This window comes from Streptomyces sp. H51, assembly GCF_035656535.1.
Taxonomy (GTDB): Bacteria; Actinomycetota; Actinomycetes; order Streptomycetales; family Streptomycetaceae; genus Streptomyces.
This window is the reverse complement of record NZ_JAYMHD010000015.1, coordinates 96,795-119,781: the sequence shown is the minus strand read 5'-3', so window position 1 is coordinate 119,781 and position 22,987 is coordinate 96,795. Positions and strand designations below refer to the sequence as shown.

The following is a 22,987-nucleotide window of genomic DNA, read 5'->3' as shown; positions in this document are numbered from 1 at the left end:
CCGTGAACGGACTGTCCACCGTACTGATCGTCGTCGGCCTGTTCCTCATCGGCGGCATCATCTCCTTCGCCAAGCAGCAGATGCCCAAGAGCCTGATCGTGCTGCTCTCCATCGGCGCCGCCATGTGCCTGGCCGCCGGAATCCTGCGGCTGGAGGTGTGGAATTGAGCACGCCGTCGAACAGGGCCAACAAGGCCAAGAAGGTCGTCGTCTTCGACTACGGCTTCGGCAACGTCCGCTCCGCCGAGCGCGCCCTCGCGCGCGCGGGCGCGGACGTCGAGATCACCCGCGACTTCGACCGGGCCATGAACGCGGACGGCCTGCTGGTGCCGGGCGTCGGCGCCTTCGCCGCCTGCATGCGGGGGCTGAAGGACGCCCGCGGCGACTGGATCATCGACCGCCGGCTGGCCGGCGGGCGCCCGGTCATGGGCATCTGCGTCGGCATGCAGATCCTCTTCGCGCGCGGCATCGAGCACGGCGTGGAGACCGAGGGCCTCGACGAGTGGCCCGGCTCGGTCGAGCCGCTGCAGGCCGACATCGTGCCCCACATGGGCTGGAACACCGTCGACGCGCCGGCCGGCTCGGAGCTGTTCGCGGGCCTGGAGGCGGACGCGCGCTTCTACTTCGTGCACTCCTACGCCGTCCACGACTGGTCGCTGGAGACGCACAACCCCACCATGCACGCCCCCAGGGTCACCTGGTCGACGCACGGCGAGCCCTTCGTGGCGGCCGTGGAGAACGGCGCCCTGTGGGCCACGCAGTTCCACCCCGAGAAGTCCGGCGACGCCGGAGCGCAGCTGCTCACCAACTGGATCGGAACCCTGTAGAGACATGGCCAAGCTCGAACTCCTCCCCGCCGTCGACGTCCGTGACGGCCAGGCCGTCCGCCTGGTGCACGGCGAGTCCGGCACGGAGACCTCGTACGGCTCCCCGCTGGAGGCGGCCCTCGCCTGGCAGCGGTCGGGCGCCGAGTGGCTGCACCTGGTCGACCTCGACGCCGCGTTCGGCACCGGCGACAACCGCGCCCTGATCGCGGAGGTCGCCGGGGCGATGGACATCAAGGTGGAGCTGTCCGGCGGCATCCGGGACGACGACACCCTCGCCGCGGCCCTCGCCACCGGCTGCACCCGGGTCAACCTCGGCACGGCCGCGCTGGAGACCCCGGAGTGGGTCGCCGGGGTCATCGCCGAGCACGGCGACAAGATCGCCGTCGGTCTGGACGTACGGGGCACCACGCTCCGCGGCCGCGGCTGGACCCGCGACGGCGGCGACCTGTACGAGACGCTGGCGCGGCTCGACAAGGAGGGGTGCGCCCGGTACGTCGTCACGGACATCGCCAAGGACGGCACGCTGCAGGGCCCCAACCTGGAGCTGCTGCGCAACGTCTGCGCGGCCACCGACCGCCCGGTGGTCGCCTCCGGCGGGGTCTCCTCGCTGGACGACCTGCGGGCCATCGCCGGCCTGGTGCCGCTCGGTGTCGAGGGGGCCATCGTCGGGAAGGCCCTGTACGCGAAGGCGTTCACCCTGGAAGAGGCCCTGGAGGTTGTCTCGTCATGACGTCCGAAGCCGTGCGGCGTGTGCAGAGCGGAAGTCCCTGGGAAGAGTCCTTCGGTTTTGCGCGCGCCGTCGCTGCGGGAGACCGGGTGGTGGTGGCCGGCACGACGTCCTTCAAGGGCGACGTGCTGTACGGGGAGGGCGACCCCTACGAGCAGGCCAAGGTGGCCTTCACCAGCGCGGTCGAGGCGATCGGTGAGTTCGGGCTCGGCATCGAGTCGGTGATCCGCACGCGCGTCTACCTGACGCATCAGCGGGACGTCGACGAGGTGGGCCGGGCGCACAAGGAGCTGTTCGACAGCGTCCGCCCGGCCGCCACCCTCCTGGTGGTGGAGGGCTTCGTCGACCCGCGCGTGCTGGTGTCGGTGGAACTGGAAGCCTTCCGGGGCTGAAGCCGTATTTTTTGTGAGGAGCCGTGGATTCATGACCCTGGCGGTCCGAGTCATCCCCTGCCTGGACGTGGACGGCGGCCGGGTCGTCAAGGGCGTCAACTTCCAGAACCTGCGCGACGCGGGCGACCCCGTCGAGATGGCCAAGGTGTACGACGCCGAGGGCGCCGACGAGCTGACGTTCCTGGACATCACCGCGTCCTCGGGCAACCGCGAGACGACGTACGACGTGGTGCGCCGCACCGCCGAGCAGGTGTTCATCCCGCTGACCGTCGGCGGCGGCGTGCGGACGGCCGAGGACGTCGACAAGCTGCTGCGGGCGGGCGCGGACAAGGTCGGCGTCAACACCGCGGCCATCGCCCGCCCGGACCTCATCCGCGAGATCGCGGAGCGCTTCGGCCGGCAGGTCCTGGTGCTGTCGGTCGACGCCCGCCGGACCGCGTCGGGCGGCTTCGAGGTGACGACCCACGGCGGCCGCCGGGGCACCGGCATCGACGCCGTGGAGTGGGCGCACCGGGCGGCCGAACTGGGCGCGGGCGAGATCCTGCTGAACTCGATGGACGCGGACGGCACCAAGGACGGCTACGACCTGGAGATGATCTCCGCGGTGCGCAAGCACGTCACCGTCCCGCTGATCGCCTCGGGCGGCGCCGGCAAGCTGGCCGACTTCCCGCCCGCCGTCGCCGCGGGCGCCGACGCCGTCCTCGCCGCGTCCGTCTTCCACTTCGGCGACCTGCGCATCGGCGAGGTCAAGCAGGCCCTGCGGGAAGCGGGACACCCCGTGCGCTAGGCAGCGCGGGGAGTCCGCACCAGGAGTGCGGACGGAACAGGATACGCAAGAAGAGTTGCGCAATGAACGTTGCGCAACTCTTCTTGCGTATCTGGCCTGAGGTCGTGGCACGCGACCAGAACCGCCCCATCACGGACCTCGGAACGCTCAAGGCACTGGCGCACCCGCTGCGGATGCGGCTGTACCGCCTGCTGTGCGTGGCCCGGACGGCGACCGCCTCGCAGCTCGCCGAACAGGTCGACGAGGCCGTTTCGCTGGTCAGTTACCACCTGCGCAAGCTCGGCGAGCACGGGCTGATCGAGGGGGCCGAGCCGGGCAGTGGCGACGGGCGGGAGCGCTGGTGGCAGCCCGCGTCGGACGGGGTGAGCATCCGCGACCGGGACTTCCGGGACGCGCCCGAGCGGGCGGCGGCGCACCTGGCGGCGACCCGGCTCTTCCACGAGCAGCGCGTCGACATGTACCGCCGCTACCTCGACGAGCGACCCCTCTGGAGCGCCGAGTGGAACGCGGCCGCCCCGGACAGCGAGGCGCTGCTGCGGCTGACCGCCGTCGAGCTGGACGAGCTGCGCCGGGAACTGGAGGCGCTGGCGAAGAAGTACGAGGAGAAGGGGCGGGCCGCCGAGGCCGCCGGCGACACCGAAGGGCGCGAGAACGTCGCGCTGCACGTGTACGGCTTCCCGTTCCGCGTCTGAGAGGACACTCCACCCGTGCCCGCCGCACGCACCGTACCGGCCGCCGTCCGGGAGGACCGGCCCGCTCACCGCGACGGCAACGTGCTGCGGTGGCTCGCCGCCTACACCTGCTCGATGCTCGGCGACAACGTGTACTACCTCGCCCTGTCCTGGGCCGCCGTCCAGGCCGGCACACCCGCGCAGGCCGGAGTGGTGATGTCGGTGAGCGCGCTGCCGCGGGCGCTGCTGATGCTGGGCGGGGGAGTGGTCGCCGACCGGTTCGGGCCGCGCCGGGTCGTCATCGGCAGCGACGCCGTGCGCTGCGCGGCCGTGCTGGCGGTGGCGGTCCTGCTGCTGTTCGCCCGCCCCGGCCTGTGGCCGCTCGCCCTGCTCGCCCTCGTCTTCGGCACCGTGGACGCGGTGTTCATGCCCGCCGTGGGCGCCCTCCCGGCGCGCGTGACGAGCCGCGGCCAGCTCGCCCGCGTGCAGGGCATGCGGGGCCTGGCGATCCGGTTCGCGGGCGTCGTCGGCGCCCCGCTCGGCGGCCTCGGCGTGGCGACGGGCGGCGCGCCGGCCGCCTTCGGGCTGGCGGGCCTGCTGATCGCGGCGTCGCTGCCGCTGCTGGTGTGGGTACGGGTGCGGGAACTGCCGCGGGACGACGGCCGGCCGGCGGCGACCGCCCGGGGCGACCTCGTCGACGGCCTGCGCCACATCCGCCGCCACCGCGTGCTCGCCCCGCTGGTGCTGGCCATCGCCCTCGGCGACCTCGGCTTCGTCGGACCGCTCAACGTGGGGCTGGCCCTGCTGGCCGACGAACGCGGCTGGGGCGCCTCCGGCATGGGCGGCGTGCTCGCCGGGTTCGGCGCCGGGGCGGGGGCCGCCTCGCTGCTGCTGACGGTGCGCGGGCGGCTGCCTCGCGCCGGGCTGGTCGCGGCATGCACGATCATCGCGGGCTCGGTCGCCATCGGCGCCCTGGCCTACGTGCCCGCTCTCGCCGCGGCCGTCACGACGGCGCTGTTCATCGGGCTGCTCGCCGGGCTCAGCGGCGCCATGTGCGCGGCACTGCTGCAGACCCTGGCCGAGCCCGCCTACCTGGGCCGGGTGACCGCCGTTGCCGGCCTGGTCAGCCTCGGGCTCGCCCCGCTCAGCATGCCGCTGTCGGCGGCCGCGATCGGCGCCTGGGGCACCGGCCCGGTCTTCGTGGTCAGCGCGGCCGTGTGGGGACTCGGCGGGGTCGTCGCCCTGTGCGTGCCCGGCCTGCGCCGCGCCGAACTGCCCCGCTGACCTCAGATGCCGAGCTCCTTGGTGGCGCCGAGCTTGGCGATCGCCTCCTGGTCGCCCTCCACCTCGACCTTGGCGACGCTCTGCCGGCCGTAGGAGAACAGCAGCAGCTCGGACGGCTCGCCGGTCACCGTCACCACCGGCGTGCCCCGGTGCGCGACCGTCGTCTGGCCGTTCGGGCGGCGCAGCACCAGACCGGTCGGGATGCCGCGGCCCAGCAGGCGGGCGGAGCGCTCCAGGCGGGACCACAGGGCGTCCTGGAAGACGGAGTCGAGCTCGCGCGGCGTCCACTCGGGCCGCGCGCGGCGGACGTCCTCGGTGTGGACGTAGAACTCGACGGTGTTCGCCATCTCGTCGACCTGCTTGAGCGAGAAGGGCGAGAAACGCGGCGGGCCGGTCCGGATGAGCTGGATCAGCTCCTCGTACGGCTTGCCGGCGTACTCCGCCATCACCCGCTCCAGCCGTGGCGCGAGCGGTTTGACGAGGACGCCGCCGGCGGCATCGGGTCGGCGCTCGCGCACCACCACGTGCGCCGCCAGGTCACGGGTCAGCCATCCCTCGCAGAGGGTCGGAGCCTCCGGGCCCGCGGTTTCCAAGAGGTCGGCGAGCAGGAGCCGTTCACGCTTGGCAAAGGTCGACATGCAGTCAGCCTACGACCGAGTGCCCGACCACGACCCATCGGGAGCGCCCGTTCGCGTCGCGCTGCCCATCACGTGGACGAGGTCCCGGCGTTGTCCGTCCCGCGCGGCACAATGGGCCGCATGACCAGCAAGCCCGCCCGCCGCCCGGCCACCACCCCTGATCGAGGCGCTTCGCGCCACAGTGCTCCATCCGGCAACCTCGACCCGGAGATCGCCGCGCGCCTCCGGCGCAGCGCCGACGGCCTCCTGCCCGCCATCGCCCAGCAGTACGACACCGGAGAGGTGCTGATGCTCGGCTGGATGGACGACGAGGCGCTCCACCGCACCCTGACCACCGGCCGCTGCACGTACTGGTCGCGCAGCCGCCAGGAGTACTGGGTCAAGGGCGACACCTCCGGCCACGTCCAGTGGGTGAAGTCGGTCGCGCTGGACTGCGACGCGGACACCGTGCTGGTCCGGGTCGACCAGGTCGGCGCCGCCTGCCACACCGGCGACCGCACCTGCTTCGACGCCGACGTGCTGCTGAAGGACGCCGCTCCCGGCGTACCGGGCGCGGATCAGTAGGGTCGGCCGTCATGGACCTCGAGACGTTCCGCAAGCTGGCCACCGACCGCCGTGTCATCCCGGTCACCCGCAAGCTCCTCGCCGACGGCGACACCCCGGTCGCGCTCTACCGCAAGCTCGCCGCCGAACGCCCCGGCACCTTCCTGCTGGAGTCCGCCGAGAACGGCCGTTCCTGGTCCCGGTACTCCTTCGTGGGCGTCCGCTCGGCCGCCACCCTCACCGAGCGGGACGGGCGGGCCCACTGGCTCGGCACCCCGCCCGTCGGCGTCCCGGCCGACGGCGACCCGCTGGCCGCCCTGCGCGCCACGATCGAGGCCCTGCACACTCCCCGCCAGGACGGACTCCCGCCCTTCACCGGCGGCATGGTCGGCTACCTCGGCTACGACATCGTGCGCCGCCTGGAGAAGATCGGCCCCGGCGAGCGGGACGACCTGAGACTGCCCGAGCTGACCATGCTGCTCACCAGCGACCTCGCGGTCATGGACCACTGGGAGGGCTCGGTCCTGCTGATCGCCAACGCGATCAACCACAACGACCTCGACACCGGCGTCGACGAGGCGTACGCGGACGCGGTCGCCCGCCTGGACGCCATGGAGGCCGACCTCTCCCGCCCGGTCGCCCAGCCCCCGGCCGTCCTGCCGCCCTCCGAGCTCCCCGAGTACACCGCGCTGTGGGGCGGACCCGACTTCCGGGAGGCGGTCGAGGACATCAAGGAGCGCATCCGCGCGGGCGAGGCCTTCCAGGTCGTCCCCTCGCAGCGGTTCGAGACGCCGTGCACGGCGAGCGCGCTGGACGTGTACCGGGTGCTGCGGGCGACCAACCCCTCGCCGTACATGTACCTGTTCCGCTTCGAGGGCTTCGACGTCGTCGGCTCCTCCCCGGAGGCGCTGGTCAAGGTCGAGGGCGGGCAGGCGATGGTGCACCCCATCGCCGGCACCCGGCCGCGGGGAGCCACCCCGCAGGAGGACCAGGCCCTCGCCGAGGAACTGCTCGCCGACCCCAAGGAGCGCGCCGAGCACCTGATGCTCGTCGACCTCGGACGCAACGACCTGGGCCGGGTCTGCGAGCCGGGCTCGGTCGAGGTCGTCGACTTCATGTCCGTCGAGCGGTACTCGCACGTGATGCACATCGTGTCCACCGTCACCGGCCGGGTCGCGGCCGGCCGCACCGCCTTCGACGTGCTGACGGCCTGCTTCCCGGCGGGCACCCTGTCCGGCGCGCCCAAGCCGCGCGCCATGCAGATCATCGACGAACTCGAACCGTCCCGGCGCGGGCTGTACGGCGGCTGCGTCGGCTACCTCGACTTCGCGGGCGACTCGGACACCGCCATCGCCATCCGCACCGCCCTGCTGCGCGGCGGCACGGCGTACGTCCAGGCCGGAGCCGGCATCGTCGCCGACTCCGACCCGGTCGCGGAGGACGACGAGTGCCGCAACAAGGCGGCCGCCGTCCTGCGCGCGGTGCACACCGCGGGCCGGCTCGGCCGGCCGGGCACGGTCACCGCCTGACGGTCACCGCCTGTCCGGCGCCCGACGGCCCCGGTTGACGCGCCGGGCGCCGGACAGGCGATAGTGGAGTACGTGACTGCCGTACCTCACCCCCGTTCCGAAGCCGCAGGACCCGCCAGGGCCGGCCGCCTGAGTCTCGCGCTGGCCCTGCTGTGCGGCGCCCTCGGCGCCGCCGTGTCCCTGCTGTCCACCCGACAGCGCTGGTCGGAGGGGACCGCGACGGTGGCCGGCGGCTCGTTCCCGCTGACCGCCAGGGGCAGCGACGTCACCGGCGTCCCCGCGGCCCTCGCCATAGTGGGCCTGGCCGCGCTCGTCGCCGTCTTCGCCGTCCGCAGGTCCGGGCGCCTGCTGGTCGCCGCCCTGCTCGCGCTCTCCGGAGCCGGCACGATCGCCGCGGCCCTGCTCGGCGCGTCCGACGGCTCCGCGCTGGACGACAAGGCGGCGCAGGCCGCGGGAGACACCTCGGCCACCGTGGCCGGCCTCAGCCACACCGCCTGGCCGTACGTCGCGGCCGTCGGCGGCGCGCTGATCCTGCTGGCCGGGCTGCTCGCGCTGCGCTACGGCCGACTGTGGCCGGCGATGTCCGGCCGCTACGAGCGAGGCGGCGCCCCCGGGTCCAGCCGCACGGCCCCGGCCGTCGACCCCGACCGGCCCGAGGACCTGTGGAATGCCCTCGACCGCGGCGAGGACCCGACCGGCGCCTAGCCGTACTGACCCGTGGGGACGCGCCCGGCGCCCAGCGGATCCGGCCCGAGCCCGGGATCCGTGGCCGGGTGCGGCGGGTCCCACCGGGCGCCGACGCACCAGGGGCCACCCCCGGCTCCCGCGTGTGCCCGGGTACGGGACAATGTCATCGAGCGTCCGGCTCAGACACATTCACAGCAACGAGGAGCAAGTCATGGCGGGCAGCAGCCACGGTCACACCCCGGCCGCCTGGACCGGTGTCATCATCTCCTTCATCGGTTTCTGCGTAGCGGGCACCTTCATGGTGGCGGCCCAGCCCGTGGGCTTCTGGGCCGGCATGGCCCTCGTGCTCGGCGGCGGCGTGGTGGGCGGCATCATGAAGATGATGGGCATGGGACAGCCCAAGGACGCGCACGAGGCGTTCCAGGCGCGGCTGGAGGCGGGGCGCAGGCCGGCCGACGTCCAGGGCTGAGCCCGGCCGCGGAGCCAACGGCTGCGCGCGGCACCACGCGTGAGGGGCGGCGACGGTACTGCGCGTACCGCGACCGCCCCTCACGCGTGGTGCGGTCCGTCCCCGCGTGGTGCGGTCCCCCGCGCCCGGCGCGGCCTGCTCAGGCGTGGCGCGGCCCACCCGGCCACCGCACGCGACGGTGACCACGCGCGCGTGTCGTCGCGACGGTCACCACGCGCGCGTGTCGTGCGGACACGGCTCACGCGCGCGTGCGGCCCGCAGGGGGCACAATGCACGGTGTGAACGCCGAACGTCCCGGGGCGACGCACCCGCCCGCCCGGACCGCGGCGGCGCGGCTGGCCGTGCCCGCCGGGATCCTCGCGGCCGTCGCCGCGGCCTTCGCCTACGTGGGCGCGGTGGACCCGAACGAACCCGGCCACTACCCCGCCTGCCCGCTGCTGGCCTACACCGGCGTCTACTGCCCGGGCTGCGGGGGCCTGCGCAGCGCGCACGCGCTCGTCCACGGCGACTTCGCGGCGGCGCTGAGGGACAACGCGCCGGCCGTGGTCGGCTGTCTGGGCTTCGCCGTGCTGTGGACCGTATGGGTGGTCCGGGCCGCGCGCGGACGGCCGCTGCGGATCGAGCCCGGGCCGGTGCCCCTGTGGACCGCGGGCGCGTTGCTGCTGGTGTTCACCGTTGTCCGTAACCTGCCGTTCGGTGGCTGGCTGCACCCTTGATCAACTGGGGGGCGTCCAGGTATTGGGACCGGGGTCGGCCGGATGCGGAGGCTGCGCCCCGCTCCGGATACCATCGCAGTGGCCATCGGTTTCCCCCGCAGGTCAACCGCTTGAACAGTCAACCGTCTGGAAGGGGGCCGCTCGCGTGAGTGTGCTCGACGAGATCATCGACGGAGTCCGTGCCGACCTCGCGGAGCGGCAGGCGCGCGTCAGCCTCGACGAGCTCAAGGAGCGCGCGGCGAAGGCGCCCTCGGCCAAGGACGGCGTCGCCGCGCTCAAGGGCGACGGCGTCAAGGTGATCTGCGAGGTCAAGCGCTCCAGCCCGTCCAAGGGCGCGCTGGCCGCGATCGCCGACCCGGCCGGACTCGCCGCCGACTACGAGGCGGGCGGCGCGGCCGTCATCTCCGTCCTCACCGAGCAGCGCCGGTTCGGCGGCTCGCTGGCCGACCTCGAGGCGGTCCGCGCGCGCGTGGACATCCCCGTGCTGCGCAAGGACTTCATCGTCACCTCGTACCAGCTGTGGGAGGCCCGCGCCTACGGGGCCGACCTCGCGCTGCTGATCGTGGCCGCTCTGGACCAGCCGGCGCTGGAGTCGCTGATCGAGCGCGCCGTGTCCATCGGCCTGACCCCGCTGGTCGAGGTGCACGACGAGGACGAGGTCGACCGTGCGGTGGACGCGGGCGCACGGGTGATCGGCGTCAACGCGCGCAACCTGAAGACCCTGGAGGTCGACCGCGGGACGTTCGAGCGCGTCGCGCCCGAGATCCCCGACGGCATCGTCAAGATCGCCGAGTCCGGGGTGCGCGGACCGCACGACCTCATCGCGTACGCCAACGCCGGGGCCGACGCCGTCCTGGTCGGCGAGTCCCTCGTCACCGGCCGCGACCCCAGGGCGGCGGTCTCCGACCTGGTGGCGGCCGGCACGCACCCCGCGCTGCGGCACGGCCGGGGCTGACCTCCCGGTAGGCTGGGCCCCGATGACCCCCGCGATCACCCCGGCCGGCACGGACCGGCACGCCCGCCTCGCGCGCGGCTGCCGCCCGCGCGGCTGCCGCGCGCCCGCGCGCAGGGTGCACGGCCGCAGGGTCAGGTACGTCATCGGGGACGAGCCCGGCCAGGTGAACGGGCGTCGATGGCGGCGGGCCCAGGGGCGCGGGGACCGCGCGACGGCCCATGACCGGCCCGTAGCCGGCTGACGATCCCCGCCCCCACGGCGACCAGTGTCTTTTCACGCACTCACCGTGAGGTTTCCGCATGCCCAGCGAGTTCTTCGTTCCCGACCCCGAGGGGCGGGTCCCCAGCGCCGACGGCTACTTCGGCGCGTTCGGCGGCAAGTTCATCCCGGAGGCGCTCGTCGCCGCCGTGGACGAGGTCGCCGTCGAGTACGACAAGGCCAAGTCCGACCCCGAGTTCGCGCGCGAGCTCGACGACCTCCTCGTCAACTACACCGGCCGTCCCAGCGCCCTGACCGAGGTGCCCCGGTTCGCCGAGCACGCCGGCGGAGCCCGGGTCTTCCTGAAGCGGGAAGACCTCAACCACACCGGCTCCCACAAGATCAACAACGTGCTCGGGCAGGCCCTGCTCACCAAGCGCATGGGCAAGACCCGCGTCATCGCCGAGACCGGCGCCGGGCAGCACGGCGTCGCCACCGCCACCGCCTGCGCCCTGTTCGGCCTCGAGTGCACGATCTACATGGGCGAGATCGACACCCGGCGCCAGGCCCTCAACGTGGCCCGCATGCGCATGCTCGGCGCCGAGGTCGTCGCCGTGAAGTCCGGCAGCCGCACCCTGAAGGACGCCATCAACGAGGCGTTCCGCGACTGGGTCGCCAACGTCGACCGCACCCACTACCTCTTCGGCACCGTCGCCGGCCCGCACCCCTTCCCGGCCATGGTCCGCGACTTCCACCGCGTCATCGGCGTCGAGGCCCGCCGCCAGCTGCTCGAGCGCGCCGGGCGCCTGCCGGACGCCGCCGTCGCCTGCGTCGGCGGCGGCTCCAACGCCATCGGCCTCTTCCACGCCTTCATCCCGGACGCGGGTGTCCGCCTCGTCGGCTGCGAACCCGCGGGACACGGCGTCGACACCGGCGAGCACGCGGCCACCCTCACCGCGGGCGAGCCCGGCATCCTGCACGGCTCCCGGTCCTACGTCCTGCAGGACGAGGAGGGCCAGATCACCGAGCCGTACTCGATCTCGGCCGGCCTGGACTACCCCGGCATCGGACCCGAGCACGCCTACCTCAAGGAAACCGGCCGCGGCGAGTACCGCGCGGTCACCGACGACGCGGCCATGCAGGCGCTGCGGCTGCTGTCGCGCACCGAGGGCATCATCCCCGCCATCGAGAGCGCCCACGCGCTGGCCGGCGCCCTGGAGGTCGGCAGGGAGCTCGGCAAGGACGGGCTGATCGTCGTCAACCTGTCCGGCCGCGGCGACAAGGACATGGACACGGCCGCCAGGTACTTCGGCCTGTACGACACCGACGCGGAGGTCGCCGCCGACGAGGCCGACACCGCGGAGATCGAGGGGGACGCCAAGTGAGCGGGAAGATCCAGCTGCTGACCGACACCCTCGCCGCCGCGAAGGCGGAGGGGCGCGCGGCGCTCATCGCCTACCTCCCGGCCGGGTTCCCGAGCGTGGACGGCGGCATCGAGGCGATCAAGGCCGTCCTGGACGGCGGCGCCGACGTCGTCGAGGTCGGTCTGCCGCACAGCGACCCCGTCCTGGACGGCCCCGTCATCCAGACCGCCGACGACGTCGCCCTGCGCGGCGGCGTCAAGATCGCGCACGTGATGCGCACGGTCAGGGAGGCCCACCGGGCGACCGGCAAGCCGGTGCTCGTGATGACGTACTGGAACCCCGTCGACCGCTACGGCGTCGAGCGCTTCACCGCCGAGCTGGCGGAGGCCGGCGGCGCGGGCTGCATCCTGCCCGACCTGCCGGTGCAGGAGTCCGCCCTGTGGCGGGAGCACGCCGAGAAGCACGGGCTCGCGACGGTCTTCGTGGTGGCGCCCAGCAGCAAGGACGAACGGCTCGCGCGGATCACCGCGGCGGGCAGCGGGTTCCTCTACGCCGCCTCGCTGATGGGCGTCACCGGCACCCGCGAGTCGGTCGGCGCGCAGGCCCAGGAGCTGGTGGAGCGGACCCGGGCCACCGGCACCGGCCTGCCCGTCTGCGTCGGGCTCGGGGTGTCCGACGCCCGTCAGGCCGCGCAGGTCGCCGGCTTCGCCGACGGCGTGATCGTCGGCTCGGCGTTCGTGAAGCTGCTGCTGGACGCGCCGGACGAGGCGGCCGGCCTCGCGGCCGTGCGCGCGCTCGCCGGCGAACTGGCGAAGGGCGTGCGCCGGCAGGCGTGACAGGGGGGACATTCCCGTACGTCCGGCGCTAGTCACTCGAACGGGTGGAGCTGGGACCGGGGAGGCGCTTCGCGCCTCCCCGGTTCGTTCTGGGGGTGTGAGCGAGAAGAACCGAGAGGGAAAGCGCACCGCCCGCGAGCGGCTGGCGGTCGAGCGCGAGAAGCAGAAGGCCGCGGACAAGCGCAGGCGGGCGTTGATCGTGGGTGCGGGCGTCGTCTGCGTCCTGGGCCTCGCGGCGGTGATCGGCGTGATCGCCGCGAACGCCGGCAAGGACCAGGGCAGCGACTCCGCGGGCCCCGTCGTGGCCCCCTCGGGAGCGCAGGGCAAGAACGGCCTCGCGATCCCGGTCGGCAAGGAGAGCGCCCCGTCGACGCTCACGGTCTGGGAGGACTTCCGCTGCCCGGCCTGCAAGGCCTTCGAGTCGGCCTACCGCCCGACGCTGCACGAACTGACCGCCGCCGGCAAGCTCAAGATCGAATACCGCCTGGTCACGCTCATCGACGGCAACCTCGGCGGCACCGGCTCGCGCACCGCGGCCAACGCGGCGGCCTGCGCCCAGGACGCCGGGAAGTTCCCCGCGTACCACGACGTGCTCTACGACAACCAGCCGACCGAGACCGACGACGCCTACGCCAAGGACGCCAAGCTGATCGCGCTGGCGGGCAAGGTCGGCGGCCTCGACACGGCGGCGTTCCGCACCTGCGTGCAGGACGGCACGCACAACAGCTGGGTCGCCCGGTCCCAGCAGGCCTTCCGCTCCGGCGGCTTCAGCGGCACGCCGACCGTCCTGCTCAACGGCAAGAACATCTACCAGGACCGCACCATGACCCCCGCGAAGCTGAAGCAACTGGTGCAGGAGGCAGCCGCCAAGGGGTGAGCGATTCACACCCCCCTGTTATGGAGCCGTAGCCGGGCCGCACACCGCGTGCCCGGCCGGGCACGGTAGCGTCGACCCTGCCATGGAACTTGCCTACATTCCCAGCCCGTCGCGCGGGGTGCTGCACCTCGGCCCCATTCCGCTGCGCGGCTACGCGTTCTGCATCATCATCGGCGTCTTCGTTGCCGTCTGGCTCGGCAACAAGCGCTGGATCGCCCGCGGCGGGCGGGCCGGCACGGTGGCCGACATCGCGGTCTGGGCCGTGCCGTTCGGCCTCGTCGGCGGCCGCCTCTACCACGTGATCACGGACTACGAGCTGTACTTCAGCGACGGCCGTGACTGGGTGGACGCCTTCAAGGTCTGGGAGGGCGGCCTCGGCATCTGGGGCGCGATCGCGCTCGGCGCGCTCGGCGCGTGGATCGGCGCCCGGCGCCGGGGCGTGCCGATGCCCGCGTACGCCGACGCCGTCGCCCCCGGCATCGCGCTCGCCCAGGCGATCGGCCGCTGGGGCAACTGGTTCAACCAGGAGCTCTACGGCAAGGCGACCGACGTTCCGTGGGCGCTGCACATCACGTCGTCCGCGGACGGCCGGGTGCCCGGGTACTACCACCCGACGTTCCTCTACGAGTCCCTGTGGTGCGTCGGCGTGGCCCTGCTGGTCATCTGGGCCGACCGCCGCTTCACGCTGGGACACGGTCGGGCCTTCGCCCTGTACGTCGCCGCGTACTGCGTGGGCCGGGCGTGGATCGAGTACATGCGGGTCGACGACGCCCACCACATCCTGGGCCTGCGGCTGAACGACTGGACCGCGCTGGTGGTGTTCCTGCTGGCGGTGACGTACATCGTCGTGTCGGCGAAGAAGCGGCCCGGCCGGGAAGCGGTCGTGGAACCGGGGGCGGCCGAGGAGGCCGCGGCGGACGGCGCGAACGGCGACGCCGATGCCGACGGCGTCCCGGGCGCGGCCGATGCGGCGGAGACGCCGGACAAGGCGGGAACCCGGTCCGAGTCCAAGCCCGAGTCCAAGCCCGAGCCCGATTCCGGTGCCGGGGACGAGGCGCGGACCGCGGCGGAGGAAGAGACGACGGACGAGACCGGGACCGGGACGAAAGACGCGGCGGAGTCGGCGAAGCAGGGCTGACGGCCGTCAGAACCGGCGGGCCAGTGCCAGCGTCCGCCGGGCCGCCGCCACCACCGCCGCGTCGACGAACCGGCCGTCCGGCAGCGCCTGGGCGCCTTGTTCCGCCTCCGCCGCCTTCACCACCGCTTCCGCCTCCTCCACCTCCCTGCGGGTGGGCAGGTAGGCCCGTTCGATGACCGGCAGCTGCCGGGGATGGACGGCCGCCCGGCCCAGGAAGCCGAGGGCGCGGCCGCGCGCGCAGGACGCGGCCAGGCCCTCCAGGTCGCGGATGTCCTGGTGCACCGACTGCGGCGGTGGCGGCAGCCCCGCCGCCCGGGCGGCCACCACGATCCGGGAGCGGGGCCAGTCGAGACCCGCGTCGTCGCGGACGCCCAGGTCGGCACGGAGATCCGCCTCACCGAGCGAGATGCCGCGCAGCGCGGGGTGGGCCGCGGCGATGGCGTGGGCGCGTTCCACGGCCAGGGCGGTCTCCAGGAGGGCGTACAGGGCCGGAGCCGTCGTCCGCGCCACGCGGACCACCTGTTCGGGCCCCGTCACCTTCGGCAGCCGCAGTCCGGACACCCCGGGCAGCGCCGCCAGAGCCGCCAGGTCCCGGGCCGCCGACGGGCCGTCCAGGGCGTTCACACGGACGTGCACCGGGACCGGCTGCGGCGCGCGCAGCAGGTCGGCGGTGGCGGCACGGGCGTACTCCTTGCGGTCGGGGGCTACCGCGTCCTCCAGGTCGATCACCACCACGTCGGCGCCGGACACCAGGGCCTTGGCGACCACGTGCGGCCGGTCGCCGGGGGCGTACAGCCAGGTCAGCGGGACCGTCATACGGCGCCTTCCGCCCGCAGGGCCGCGACCTCGGCCGGGGTCAGGCCGAGTTCCGCGAGGACCGCCTCGGTGTCCGCGCCGTGCGGCCGGCCCGCCCAGCGGACCGCGCCGGGCGTGGCGGAGAGCCGGAAGAGCACGTTCTGCATGCGCAGCGGCCCCAGTTCGGGATCGTCGACGGTGGTGATCGTGTCGAGGGCCGCGTACTGCGGGTCGGTCATCACCTCCCGCACGTCCTGCACCGGGGCTGCCGCCGCCTCCGCCTTCTCGAAGGCGGCCAGCACGTCGTCACGGGTCTGCCCGGCGATCCAGCCGCCGACCGCCCGGTCCAGGACGTCCGCGTGCCGGGCCCGGCCGTCGCCCGTCGCGAACCACGGCTCGTCGATCAGCTCCGGCCGTCCCACCAGGTGCATGACGCGCTCGGCGACGGACTGGGCGGAGGTGGACACGGCCACCCAGGAGCCGTCGGCGGTGCGGTAGGTGCCGCGCGGGGCGTTGTTCTGGGAGCGGTTGCCGGTGCGGGGCTGGACGTGGCCGAGCTGGTCGTACCAGAGGGGCTGGGGGCCCAGGACGGTCAGGATCGGCTCGATGATCGCCATGTCGACGACCTGGCCCTCGCCGGTGCGCTCCCGCGCGGCCAGCGCCGTCATCACCGCGTACGCCGTCGCCAGGCCGGTGATCGAGTCGGCGAGGCCGAACGGCGGGAGCGTCGGCGGCCGGTCCGGCTCGCCGGTGATCGCGGCGAAGCCGCTCATCGCCTCGGCGAGGGTGCCGAAGCCGGGCCGGTGGGCGTAGGGGCCGAACTGGCCGAAGGCGGTGACCCGGGCGAGCACCAGCCGGGGGTTGACGGCGGACAGCTCCGGCCAGCCGAGGTCCCACTTCTCCAGCGTGCCGGGGCGGAAGTTCTCGACGATCACGTCCGCCCCGGCGGCCAGCCGCAGCAGGGTGGCGCGGCCGCCGGGGCGGGACAGGTCCAGGGTGACGGTGCGCTTGTTGCGGCCCAGCAGCTTCCACCACAGCCCCACGCCGTTCTTCGACGGGCCGTGGCCGCGGGAGGGGTCCGGTCTGTCGGGGTGCTCGACCTTGACGACCTCCGCGCCGAAGTCGCCGAGCATCGTGGCGGCGAGCGGACCGGCGAAGAGGGTGGCGAGGTCGAGGACGCGCAGGCCGGTCAGCGGGGCGTCGGCCCGGGCGTCCCGGGCGGGGGCGACGGGGGCGGTCATGGGCGGGACGCCTCCAGATGCGTGAGGTGGGCGAGGGTGTCGAAGCCGATGCCGTCGAAGCCGGCGACGGTGGTGGCCAGCCGGTTCTTCAGCGGTGCCGTCCAGCGGTCCGGGAGGGCGGCGGGGGCGCCGGCCAGGAGGGCGCTGACCCCGCCCGCCGTGGCGCCGTTCGAGTCGGTGTCCCAACCGCCGGAGACCACGCGGCAGATGGACCCGGTGAAGTCGCCGTCGGCGTGGGTGAGGGCGGCGGCGACGAGCGCCGTGTTGGGCACCGCGTGCACCCAGTGATGGGCGGGGGAGTGGATGGCGTGCAGTTCGTCGACGACCCGGTCGAAGTCCGCGTGCCGCCGCGCCAGCCGGACGGCGTGGCGGACGGCCCGGGCCAGCCGGGAGTCAGGGGGGACCACGGCCAGGCCGGTGCGCAGGCAGGCGTGCACGTCGTCGGCGCCGGTGGCGGCCCGCGCGATCACGGCGGCCGTGAACATCGCCGCGTAGACGCCGTTGGCGGTGTGCGTGAGCGTGGCGTCCCGGTGGGCCTGGGCGGCCGCGGCCGCGGGGTCGCCGGGGTTGGTCCAGCCGTGCACGTCGGCGCGGATCAGGGCCCCGATCCACTCGCGGAAGGGGTTGCGGTGGCGGGCCGTGCGCGGGGGTTCGACGCCGCTGAGGAGATTGCGGTAGGCGACGCGCTCGGCGGTGAAGGCGCGGCCCGCCGGGAGTTCGTCCAGCCAGAGGGACGCCACGTCCGCGGTGCTGAAGCCCCGGCCGTGGCGTTGCAGCAACAGCAGGTTCAGCAGCGGGTAGTCGAGGTCGTCGTCCTCCGGCATGCCGTCGATGTTCTCGGCGAGGGAGGTCGGGGCCGAGCGGCGGTTGAAGGGGAACCGGGCGGCGAGCTCGGCGGGCACTCCCCGGCCGGTGAAGTAGGTGTGCAGCGGCCGGTTGCCGGTGGCTTCGGCCAGTTGCCGGATGCCGTCGAGGGGGAGCTTCTCGACGGGCTTGCCGAGGAGGCAGCCGACGGCCCGCCCGAGCCAGGCCGCCTCGAGCCGGGCGGGGCCGACAGGGGCGGGGCCGAGGCGGGCCGGGGCGACGCGTACGGCGGGGCCGGCGGCGGGCCAGTCCGGGCACAGCGCCTTGATCTGCTCCAGGTCGGTGGGCTCACGGTCCGCCAGGGCGCTGGGCAGTTCGGCCAGTTCGTCGAGCAGGTCCTCGGCGAGCAGGCGGAGGTGACGCGAGGCCGGTTCGGGCGACGCGCCCGCCCGCGGCGGCGCCGGCCGGCCGCCCGCCGCTCTCCAGCGCGCCGCGATCGCGGAGGGCTCGCGGCCGTCCAGCGCCGCCTGACGCAGTTCGTGGCCGATCAGGTCCTCCGGCTGGACCCATGTCAGCCGCAGCATGCCGGGCCCCCGATCCCGGCGAACGCCGCCTCGTGCGCCCGGCGCCTGCCCACGTCCCGCGCGAAGACCTCCCGGGCCACACCGGTGAGCGTCCGCGCCGGTTCCCACAGGTCCAGGCGGCTGGCCTCGGCGACCGCCGCCGCCCAGTCCCGCGGGACCGGGGAGCCCAGCGCCCCGGCCAGCGCGCCCGCCATCGTCGCGATGGAGTCGCAGTCGCGCCCGTAGTTCACCGCGCCCAGGGCCGCCTGCCGGAAGTCGCCGCCGGCGACCACCAGCATGCCGAGCGCGACGGGCAGTTCCTCGATCGCGTGCAGGCGGGAGGGGCGGCGGGCGCCGAGGGAGGGCTGCCGGTAGTCCGGGCCCACGGTGTCGTAGGGGGCCACCGCCTCCCGCAGCGGGGTCAGTGCCGACTCGAAGTCCGAGTGCCGGGCGGCCGCTTCGCAGACCCGCTCGATCGCCGCCCGCGTGCCGTCCTTCGCCAGCGACAGGCAGGCGGCGACGACCGAGTCCGGGCCCGCCCCGGGCGCGCACGCCGCCGCCACCGCCGCGGCGAAGACGCCGGCCGCCTCCCTGCCGTACGACGACTGGTGGGCGCCCGCGACGTCCAGCGCCTCGGCGTAGGCGCCCGCCGGGTTGGCCGCGTTGACCAGGCCGACCGGGGCCATGTACATCGCGGCACCGCAGTTGACGATGTTGCCGACGCCGGCCTCGCGGGGGTCGGCGTGCCCGTAGTGCAGTCGGGCCACCAGCCACTTCTCGGCGAGGAAGATCCGCTGCAACGGCAGCGCCTCCGCCTCCAGCTCCGGGATCCAGCGCGGGTTGGTCATCAGGTCGGGCACCAGGTGGTCCGCGACGGCGTAGGCGTCGAGGTGGTCGCGGACGGTCGCGTAGACCCGTACCAGGGCGTGCGTCATCAACGTGTCGTCGGTGACGTGGCCGTCGCCCTTGTGGTACGGGGCGAGGGGGCGGGCGGTGCGCCAGGCGTCACCGTGCCAGGGGCCGACGATCCCGGCGACGCGGCCGCCGTGGCGCCGGCGGATCTGGTCGGGGGAGTAGCCCTCGACCGGGCCGCCGAGGGCGTCGCCGACCGCCGCGCCGACCAGGGCGCCGGTGATCCTGCCCTCCAGCGATTCCGCCCCTTCGGCCGCGACCGGTGTCACGGGTGGGGTGGGTGACATGTGCGGTGTGGGCGGTGTGGGTGATGGTGTGCATGATGCGGGTGTCATGTCCGGAATCATCTCCCTGGTGGGGCCGGTTGCACGGCTTCCAGGAGCTCGGCGAGTTCCACCAGGTCCGTACCGGTGAGGCGGGGCAGGGCGCAGCCGGACAGGGTGCGGCAGGCGTCCCGCCAGGCGGTGGGGACCGCGGCGCGGCCGCCGAGGGCCCCGGTCAGCGCGCCCGCGAGGGCCGGGGCGGAGTCGGCGACGCGGGACAGGCAGGCGGCGGCCGGTACCGCCTCCGCGATCCGGCCCCGCGCGGCGGTGGCGAGCGCCAGGGCGACCGGGACCGTCTCGGCGGCGGCGATGCCGTAGCTGTAGACGTGGTCGACGATGCGGTGTTCCAGCAGCGGGACCAGGGCGAAGGCGGAGTCGGCGGCGCGGGCGAGGTGGAGCGCGTGGCGGGCGTTGCGGCCGATCTCGGTGCTCTCGGGCAACTGCGCCAGGGCGGCCGTCACGCACGCGTCCACGTCCGCCGCGGCGAGGGCGAGCGCGAGGGCCGCCGCCATCGCCCGCGCGCCGTGCACGCCGTCGCCGTCCTGGGTGTAGCGGGCGTCGAACTCGGCCAGGTCGGCGGCGCGCCGGGGGTCGCCGGGGTGGGCGACGGCGAGGACGCAGGCCCGTACGCAGGCCGCGTCGTCGAAGTGGTGCGGGTTGTCGTGCCCGGTGGCGGGCGGGCGCAGGCCGGCGGCGAGGTTGCCGAGGCCGGCGCGGACGGAGATGCGGGCGCGCAGGGGGAGCACGGCCGACTCGACCTCCGGGGCGCGGTCGGCGGCCGCGGCGACCTCGCTCGCGAGCGCGTTCCAGGTGAGGTCGATCGCGGCCCGGGTACGGCGCTGCCGGCTCAGGTCTCCCAGCGCGTCGTCGTCGCCGGCCCGCAGCAGCGCCTCCGCCGCGAACGCCGCCCACTCGGCGTCGTCGGAGGGGCCGAGCAGGAGGGGCTCCGGGGGCTGGTTCAGGGCGATGGGGACGGGGAGGGTGGTCGTCGCGTTCTGCTCGGCGAAGGTGTCCAGCTCGCGGGTGAGGCGGCGGGTCCACTCCGGCATGCGGGCGGCACGGTGGCGGGCGGCGGGCCAGCCGGCGGCGTCGCCCGCGGCGAGGCCGAGGAGCAGGCCGGCGATGCGGTGTGCCCGCGGCCGCCCGGTGGTGTCCACGGCCTCGGCTGCGCCTTCGGCCGGGTGGGGGTTCCCATCCGCACCACCCGTGCGGCTTTCGTGGTCGGGTGCGGGTGGCCGCGGTGGGGGCTTCTCGCCGTCGGCGGGCGGCGGGTTCTCGGCTTCGGCGGTCGGCGGGGCCGGTGGGGGGTCAAGGGCGGTCGTGGCCGTCGTCGGTTCGGTCCAGGGGGTCGGTGGGGTCATCGGGGCCGCTCCGGTCCGGTGGGTGGGCTGGTCAGGAGGTCGGCGATGTCCAGGACGTGGTGACCCGCCATCGCCGGCAGGCAGCGGCCCCGGGCCGGGCCGATCGCCGCCGCCCACTCGGCGGGGATCGCCGACACGCCGGACGTCGCTCCCGCCAGCGCGCCCGCCACGGCGGCCGTCGTGTCCGCGTCGCGGCCCATGTTGACGGCCGTCAGGACGGCCTGGACGAAGTCGCCGTCGGCCGCCGCGTAGGCGCCGAAGGCGAGGGCGACCGCCTCGGGCGCCAGGTCGGTCCACGGGTAGCCGCCGACCACCACGGCCGAGCGCAGGGCGCGTTCGCCGCGGTGCGCGACGGCCGCCGCCCGGCGCAGGCAACGCGCCGTCCAGGAGTCGTCCGGCACCACGGCCAGCGCGGAGGCGACGACCACGACCGGGGACGCCCCGGCCATCGCGGCCGCCACCCCGGCCGCGACCGCCCGGCCGCCGTGGATGCCCTCGCCCTCGTGGCTGACCGAGCCGTCGACCGCCGCCAGCCGGGCGGCCTCGGCGGGGTGGCCCGCGGCGAACACGCCGAACGGCGCCGCGCGCATCGCGAGCCCGTCGCTCCAGGCGTGACGGTGCTGGGCCGAGACGGGGGCGGCCAGACCGCGGCGGAGGTTCTCCAGCGTGCCGCGCTCGCTGAAGCCGGCGCCCCGGAACGGGCCCTCCTCGCGGTCCGCGATCCACTCGTGCCAGGCCGCCTCCACGTGGGCCGGCGTGAGCGCGGATCCGTGACGGGCCAGCAGGAGACCGGAGAAGATCGTGTACTCGGTGTCGTCCGTCCCGCACGGCGTCTCGGCGACGAAGCCCGTGATGCGGCCCCAGCGGGCACGGATCTCGGAGGGCTTGAGGTTCTCCGCGGGCGCCCCGAGGGCGTCGCCGACGGCGAGCCCGAGCAGCGCGCCGCGTGCCCGTGCGCGGAGACCGGCGGCGTCGTCGGGCGCCGGTACCGGGGGACTGCAGACGGTCGATGCCATACGCGGCCTCTTCTCCGGGGGCTCCTCCGGGCTCGGCGCCGGCCCTGCCCGGCGCGCCGCGCCCTTTGCGGATGTGTGCCACGCGAGCGGGTGCGCGGAGCCGGGCGGACCGCAGCGTCACCCGGTCGACAGGTGAGCGCCGCCCGCCACGGATGAGTATGGAAACGGTAAAACCGCTGGTTAGTGCAGCCTTTCCTTGCTGGCGCGAGCGGAGAGAACCACGTAGCTTCTGAATGTCGAAAAGTAGAACTCGTCCAAAGTTAGCTTTGGCTAAGCTTCCCTGGGGGAAAATTCGTGGCCATCATCGACAACGAGGCCGCGCTGCATGTGGCGCACCGGGACAACCACACCCACCGCGACGTCAACGGCGGCTGGCTGCGCCCCGCCGTCTTCGGCGCGATGGACGGACTGGTCTCCAACCTGGCCCTGATCACCGGCGTGGCCGGCGGCTCCGTGGGCCCGCGCACCATCGTCCTGACCGGCCTCGCCGGCCTCGCCGCCGGCGCCTTCTCGATGGCCGCCGGCGAGTACACCTCCGTCGCCTCGCAGCGCGAGCTGGTCGAGGCCGAGCTGGAGGTGGAGCGCAGGGAGCTGCGCAAGCACCCGCAGGCCGAGGAACTCGAACTCGCGGCGCTCTACGAGGCCCGGGGTGTGCAGCCGGAACTGGCCCGGGAGGTCGCCCGGCAGCTCTCCCACGACCCCGAGCAGGCGCTGGAGATACACGCCCGCGAGGAGCTCGGCGTCGATCCGGGCGACCTGCCGTCGCCGCTGGTCGCGGCTGTGTCGTCGTTCGGGGCGTTCGCGATCGGCGCGCTGCTGCCCGTCCTGCCGTACCTGCTGGGGGCGACCGCGCTGTGGCCGGCCCTGCTGCTCGCGCTCGTCGGACTGTTCGCGTGCGGTGCCGTGGTGGCCAGGGTCACCGCGCGCAGCTGGTGGTACAGCGGTCTGCGGCAGTTCGCCCTGGGTGGCGCGGCGGCCGGTGTGACGTACGCCCTGGGCACTTTGTTCGGAACCGCCGTAGGATAGAGGGACTGCTACTTATGCGTTGGGCCGCATAAGTAGCCGTTACTCGCTGGTTTCGACTGTGCGACCACCGGGCATGAGCCGTACGCGCTGCGGGCAACGACGCCTGTCGCGCACCCGCGGCGTGGGCGACACGCTCTCTCCGCCATCGAGCCGGCGGACACCGATCTGTCCGCCGGGTCCCCCTAGTTTCCGCCGCCAGGCGCGGTACCCCGCCGCGACCACGCTGCGTCCGCATGGTGGAACGGAGTATCCGGTTCCCGATAACCGCTTCATCATGTAACCTGCACGAAATTTTGCACAAGCAGAGGG

At 74.3% G+C, this 22,987-nt stretch carries 26 protein-coding genes; 19 read left to right on the top strand and 7 right to left on the bottom strand.

What is annotated here, in order from left to right:
* Positions 1 to 2: 2 nt before the first annotated feature.
* The 7 genes from VKA29_RS03725 to VKA29_RS03695 all read left to right on the top strand — a co-directional run bounded on the left by VKA29_RS03725 (position 3) and on the right by VKA29_RS03695 (position 4,687).
* Positions 3 to 167: a hypothetical protein gene (locus VKA29_RS03725; RefSeq protein ID WP_324783695.1), complete on the top strand. Its 165-nt coding sequence runs from the start codon at positions 3 to 5 to the stop codon at positions 165 to 167.
* On the top strand, positions 158 to 826 hold the full coding sequence (hisH, locus tag VKA29_RS03720; protein WP_420718431.1) for an imidazole glycerol phosphate synthase subunit HisH: 669 nt from the start codon (positions 158 to 160) through the stop codon (positions 824 to 826). The genes VKA29_RS03725 and hisH overlap by 10 nt, the downstream gene beginning before the upstream one ends.
* Before the next feature lie 4 nt (positions 827 to 830).
* Positions 831 to 1,556: a bifunctional 1-(5-phosphoribosyl)-5-((5-phosphoribosylamino)methylideneamino)imidazole-4-carboxamide isomerase/phosphoribosylanthranilate isomerase PriA gene (priA, locus tag VKA29_RS03715; RefSeq protein WP_324783693.1), complete on the top strand. Its 726-nt coding sequence runs from the start codon at positions 831 to 833 to the stop codon at positions 1,554 to 1,556.
* Positions 1,553 to 1,945, top strand: coding sequence for a RidA family protein (locus VKA29_RS03710; protein ID WP_324783692.1), 393 nt, complete (start codon positions 1,553 to 1,555; stop codon positions 1,943 to 1,945). The genes priA and VKA29_RS03710 overlap by 4 nt, the downstream gene beginning before the upstream one ends.
* Before the next feature lie 31 nt (positions 1,946 to 1,976).
* Positions 1,977 to 2,732 (top strand): imidazole glycerol phosphate synthase subunit HisF, encoded by a 756-nt coding sequence (gene hisF / locus VKA29_RS03705; RefSeq protein ID WP_324783691.1) that lies wholly within the window; start codon positions 1,977 to 1,979, stop codon positions 2,730 to 2,732.
* 104 nt (positions 2,733 to 2,836) lie between these two features.
* Entirely contained in the window at positions 2,837 to 3,424 is a 588-nt protein-coding gene (locus tag VKA29_RS03700) for a helix-turn-helix domain-containing protein (RefSeq protein ID WP_324783690.1), read from the top strand.
* A gap of 15 nt (positions 3,425 to 3,439) precedes the next feature.
* Positions 3,440 to 4,687 (top strand): MFS transporter, encoded by a 1,248-nt coding sequence (locus tag VKA29_RS03695; protein ID WP_324783689.1) that lies wholly within the window; start codon positions 3,440 to 3,442, stop codon positions 4,685 to 4,687.
* 2 nt (positions 4,688 to 4,689) lie between these two features.
* Here the strand turns inward: VKA29_RS03695 and VKA29_RS03690 are convergent, their stop codons facing one another.
* The gene (locus tag VKA29_RS03690) at positions 4,690 to 5,325 is read right to left on the bottom strand and encodes a TIGR03085 family metal-binding protein (protein ID WP_324783688.1); all 636 of its coding nucleotides are present in this window, start codon (positions 5,323 to 5,325) and stop codon (positions 4,690 to 4,692) included.
* A gap of 120 nt (positions 5,326 to 5,445) precedes the next feature.
* On the opposite strand from VKA29_RS03690, the gene hisI reads away from it, so the two are divergent.
* The 11 genes from hisI to lgt all read left to right on the top strand — a co-directional run bounded on the left by hisI (position 5,446) and on the right by lgt (position 14,637).
* A complete protein-coding gene (gene hisI, locus VKA29_RS03685) occupies positions 5,446 to 5,889 on the top strand; it encodes a phosphoribosyl-AMP cyclohydrolase (protein ID WP_420718430.1) in 444 nt (147 codons plus the stop codon).
* 11 nt (positions 5,890 to 5,900) lie between these two features.
* Entirely contained in the window at positions 5,901 to 7,397 is a 1,497-nt protein-coding gene (locus tag VKA29_RS03680) for an anthranilate synthase component I (protein WP_324783687.1), read from the top strand.
* Positions 7,398 to 7,460: 63 nt separating this feature from the next.
* Complete coding sequence (locus VKA29_RS03675) at positions 7,461 to 8,102, top strand: TIGR02234 family membrane protein (RefSeq protein ID WP_324783686.1); 642 nt, start codon at positions 7,461 to 7,463, stop codon at positions 8,100 to 8,102.
* 193 nt (positions 8,103 to 8,295) lie between these two features.
* Positions 8,296 to 8,553, top strand: a complete 258-nt coding sequence (locus tag VKA29_RS03670) for an HGxxPAAW family protein (protein ID WP_324783685.1) — start codon at positions 8,296 to 8,298, stop codon at positions 8,551 to 8,553.
* Between the two features lie 269 nt (positions 8,554 to 8,822).
* Entirely contained in the window at positions 8,823 to 9,269 is a 447-nt protein-coding gene (locus VKA29_RS03665; protein WP_324783684.1) for a DUF2752 domain-containing protein, read from the top strand.
* 145 nt (positions 9,270 to 9,414) lie between these two features.
* Complete coding sequence (gene trpC / locus VKA29_RS03660) at positions 9,415 to 10,224, top strand: indole-3-glycerol phosphate synthase TrpC (RefSeq protein ID WP_324783683.1); 810 nt, start codon at positions 9,415 to 9,417, stop codon at positions 10,222 to 10,224.
* A 22-nt stretch (positions 10,225 to 10,246) separates the two neighbouring features.
* Complete coding sequence (trpM, locus tag VKA29_RS36900; RefSeq protein ID WP_420718429.1) at positions 10,247 to 10,465, top strand: tryptophan biosynthesis modulator TrpM; 219 nt, start codon at positions 10,247 to 10,249, stop codon at positions 10,463 to 10,465.
* Between the two features lie 58 nt (positions 10,466 to 10,523).
* Positions 10,524 to 11,807: a tryptophan synthase subunit beta gene (gene trpB / locus VKA29_RS03655; RefSeq protein ID WP_324783682.1), complete on the top strand. Its 1,284-nt coding sequence runs from the start codon at positions 10,524 to 10,526 to the stop codon at positions 11,805 to 11,807.
* The gene (trpA, locus tag VKA29_RS03650) at positions 11,804 to 12,622 is read left to right on the top strand and encodes a tryptophan synthase subunit alpha (RefSeq protein WP_324783681.1); all 819 of its coding nucleotides are present in this window, start codon (positions 11,804 to 11,806) and stop codon (positions 12,620 to 12,622) included. The genes trpB and trpA overlap by 4 nt, the downstream gene beginning before the upstream one ends.
* 97 nt (positions 12,623 to 12,719) lie before the next feature.
* Positions 12,720 to 13,499, top strand: coding sequence for a DsbA family protein (locus tag VKA29_RS03645; protein ID WP_324783680.1), 780 nt, complete (start codon positions 12,720 to 12,722; stop codon positions 13,497 to 13,499).
* A gap of 82 nt (positions 13,500 to 13,581) precedes the next feature.
* On the top strand, positions 13,582 to 14,637 hold the full coding sequence (gene lgt, locus VKA29_RS03640) for a prolipoprotein diacylglyceryl transferase (RefSeq protein ID WP_324783679.1): 1,056 nt from the start codon (positions 13,582 to 13,584) through the stop codon (positions 14,635 to 14,637).
* A 6-nt stretch (positions 14,638 to 14,643) separates the two neighbouring features.
* Here lgt and VKA29_RS03635 read toward each other — a convergent pair whose 3' ends face one another.
* From VKA29_RS03635 to VKA29_RS03610, 6 genes are read right to left on the bottom strand one after another with little or no spacing between them, the layout of a single operon-like run.
* Positions 14,644 to 15,453 (bottom strand): HpcH/HpaI aldolase/citrate lyase family protein, encoded by an 810-nt coding sequence (locus VKA29_RS03635; protein ID WP_324783678.1) that lies wholly within the window; start codon positions 15,451 to 15,453, stop codon positions 14,644 to 14,646.
* Positions 15,450 to 16,673, bottom strand: a complete 1,224-nt coding sequence (locus VKA29_RS03630) for a CoA transferase (protein WP_324783677.1) — start codon at positions 16,671 to 16,673, stop codon at positions 15,450 to 15,452. Before VKA29_RS03630 ends, VKA29_RS03635 begins: the two co-directional genes overlap by 4 nt.
* A complete protein-coding gene (locus VKA29_RS03625; protein WP_324783676.1) occupies positions 16,670 to 18,061 on the bottom strand; it encodes an ADP-ribosylglycohydrolase family protein in 1,392 nt (463 codons plus the stop codon). The genes VKA29_RS03630 and VKA29_RS03625 overlap by 4 nt, the downstream gene beginning before the upstream one ends.
* Entirely contained in the window at positions 18,049 to 19,239 is a 1,191-nt protein-coding gene (locus VKA29_RS03620) for an ADP-ribosylglycohydrolase family protein (RefSeq protein WP_324783675.1), read from the bottom strand. Before VKA29_RS03620 ends, VKA29_RS03625 begins: the two co-directional genes overlap by 13 nt.
* Before the next feature lie 56 nt (positions 19,240 to 19,295).
* A complete protein-coding gene (locus tag VKA29_RS03615) occupies positions 19,296 to 20,636 on the bottom strand; it encodes an ADP-ribosylglycohydrolase family protein (RefSeq protein ID WP_324783674.1) in 1,341 nt (446 codons plus the stop codon).
* Positions 20,633 to 21,652, bottom strand: a complete 1,020-nt coding sequence (locus VKA29_RS03610) for an ADP-ribosylglycohydrolase family protein (RefSeq protein WP_324783673.1) — start codon at positions 21,650 to 21,652, stop codon at positions 20,633 to 20,635. Before VKA29_RS03610 ends, VKA29_RS03615 begins: the two co-directional genes overlap by 4 nt.
* Before the next feature lie 294 nt (positions 21,653 to 21,946).
* On the opposite strand from VKA29_RS03610, the gene VKA29_RS03605 reads away from it, so the two are divergent.
* Positions 21,947 to 22,678: a VIT1/CCC1 transporter family protein gene (locus VKA29_RS03605; protein WP_324783672.1), complete on the top strand. Its 732-nt coding sequence runs from the start codon at positions 21,947 to 21,949 to the stop codon at positions 22,676 to 22,678.
* The last annotated feature ends 309 nt before the right edge of the window (positions 22,679 to 22,987 follow it).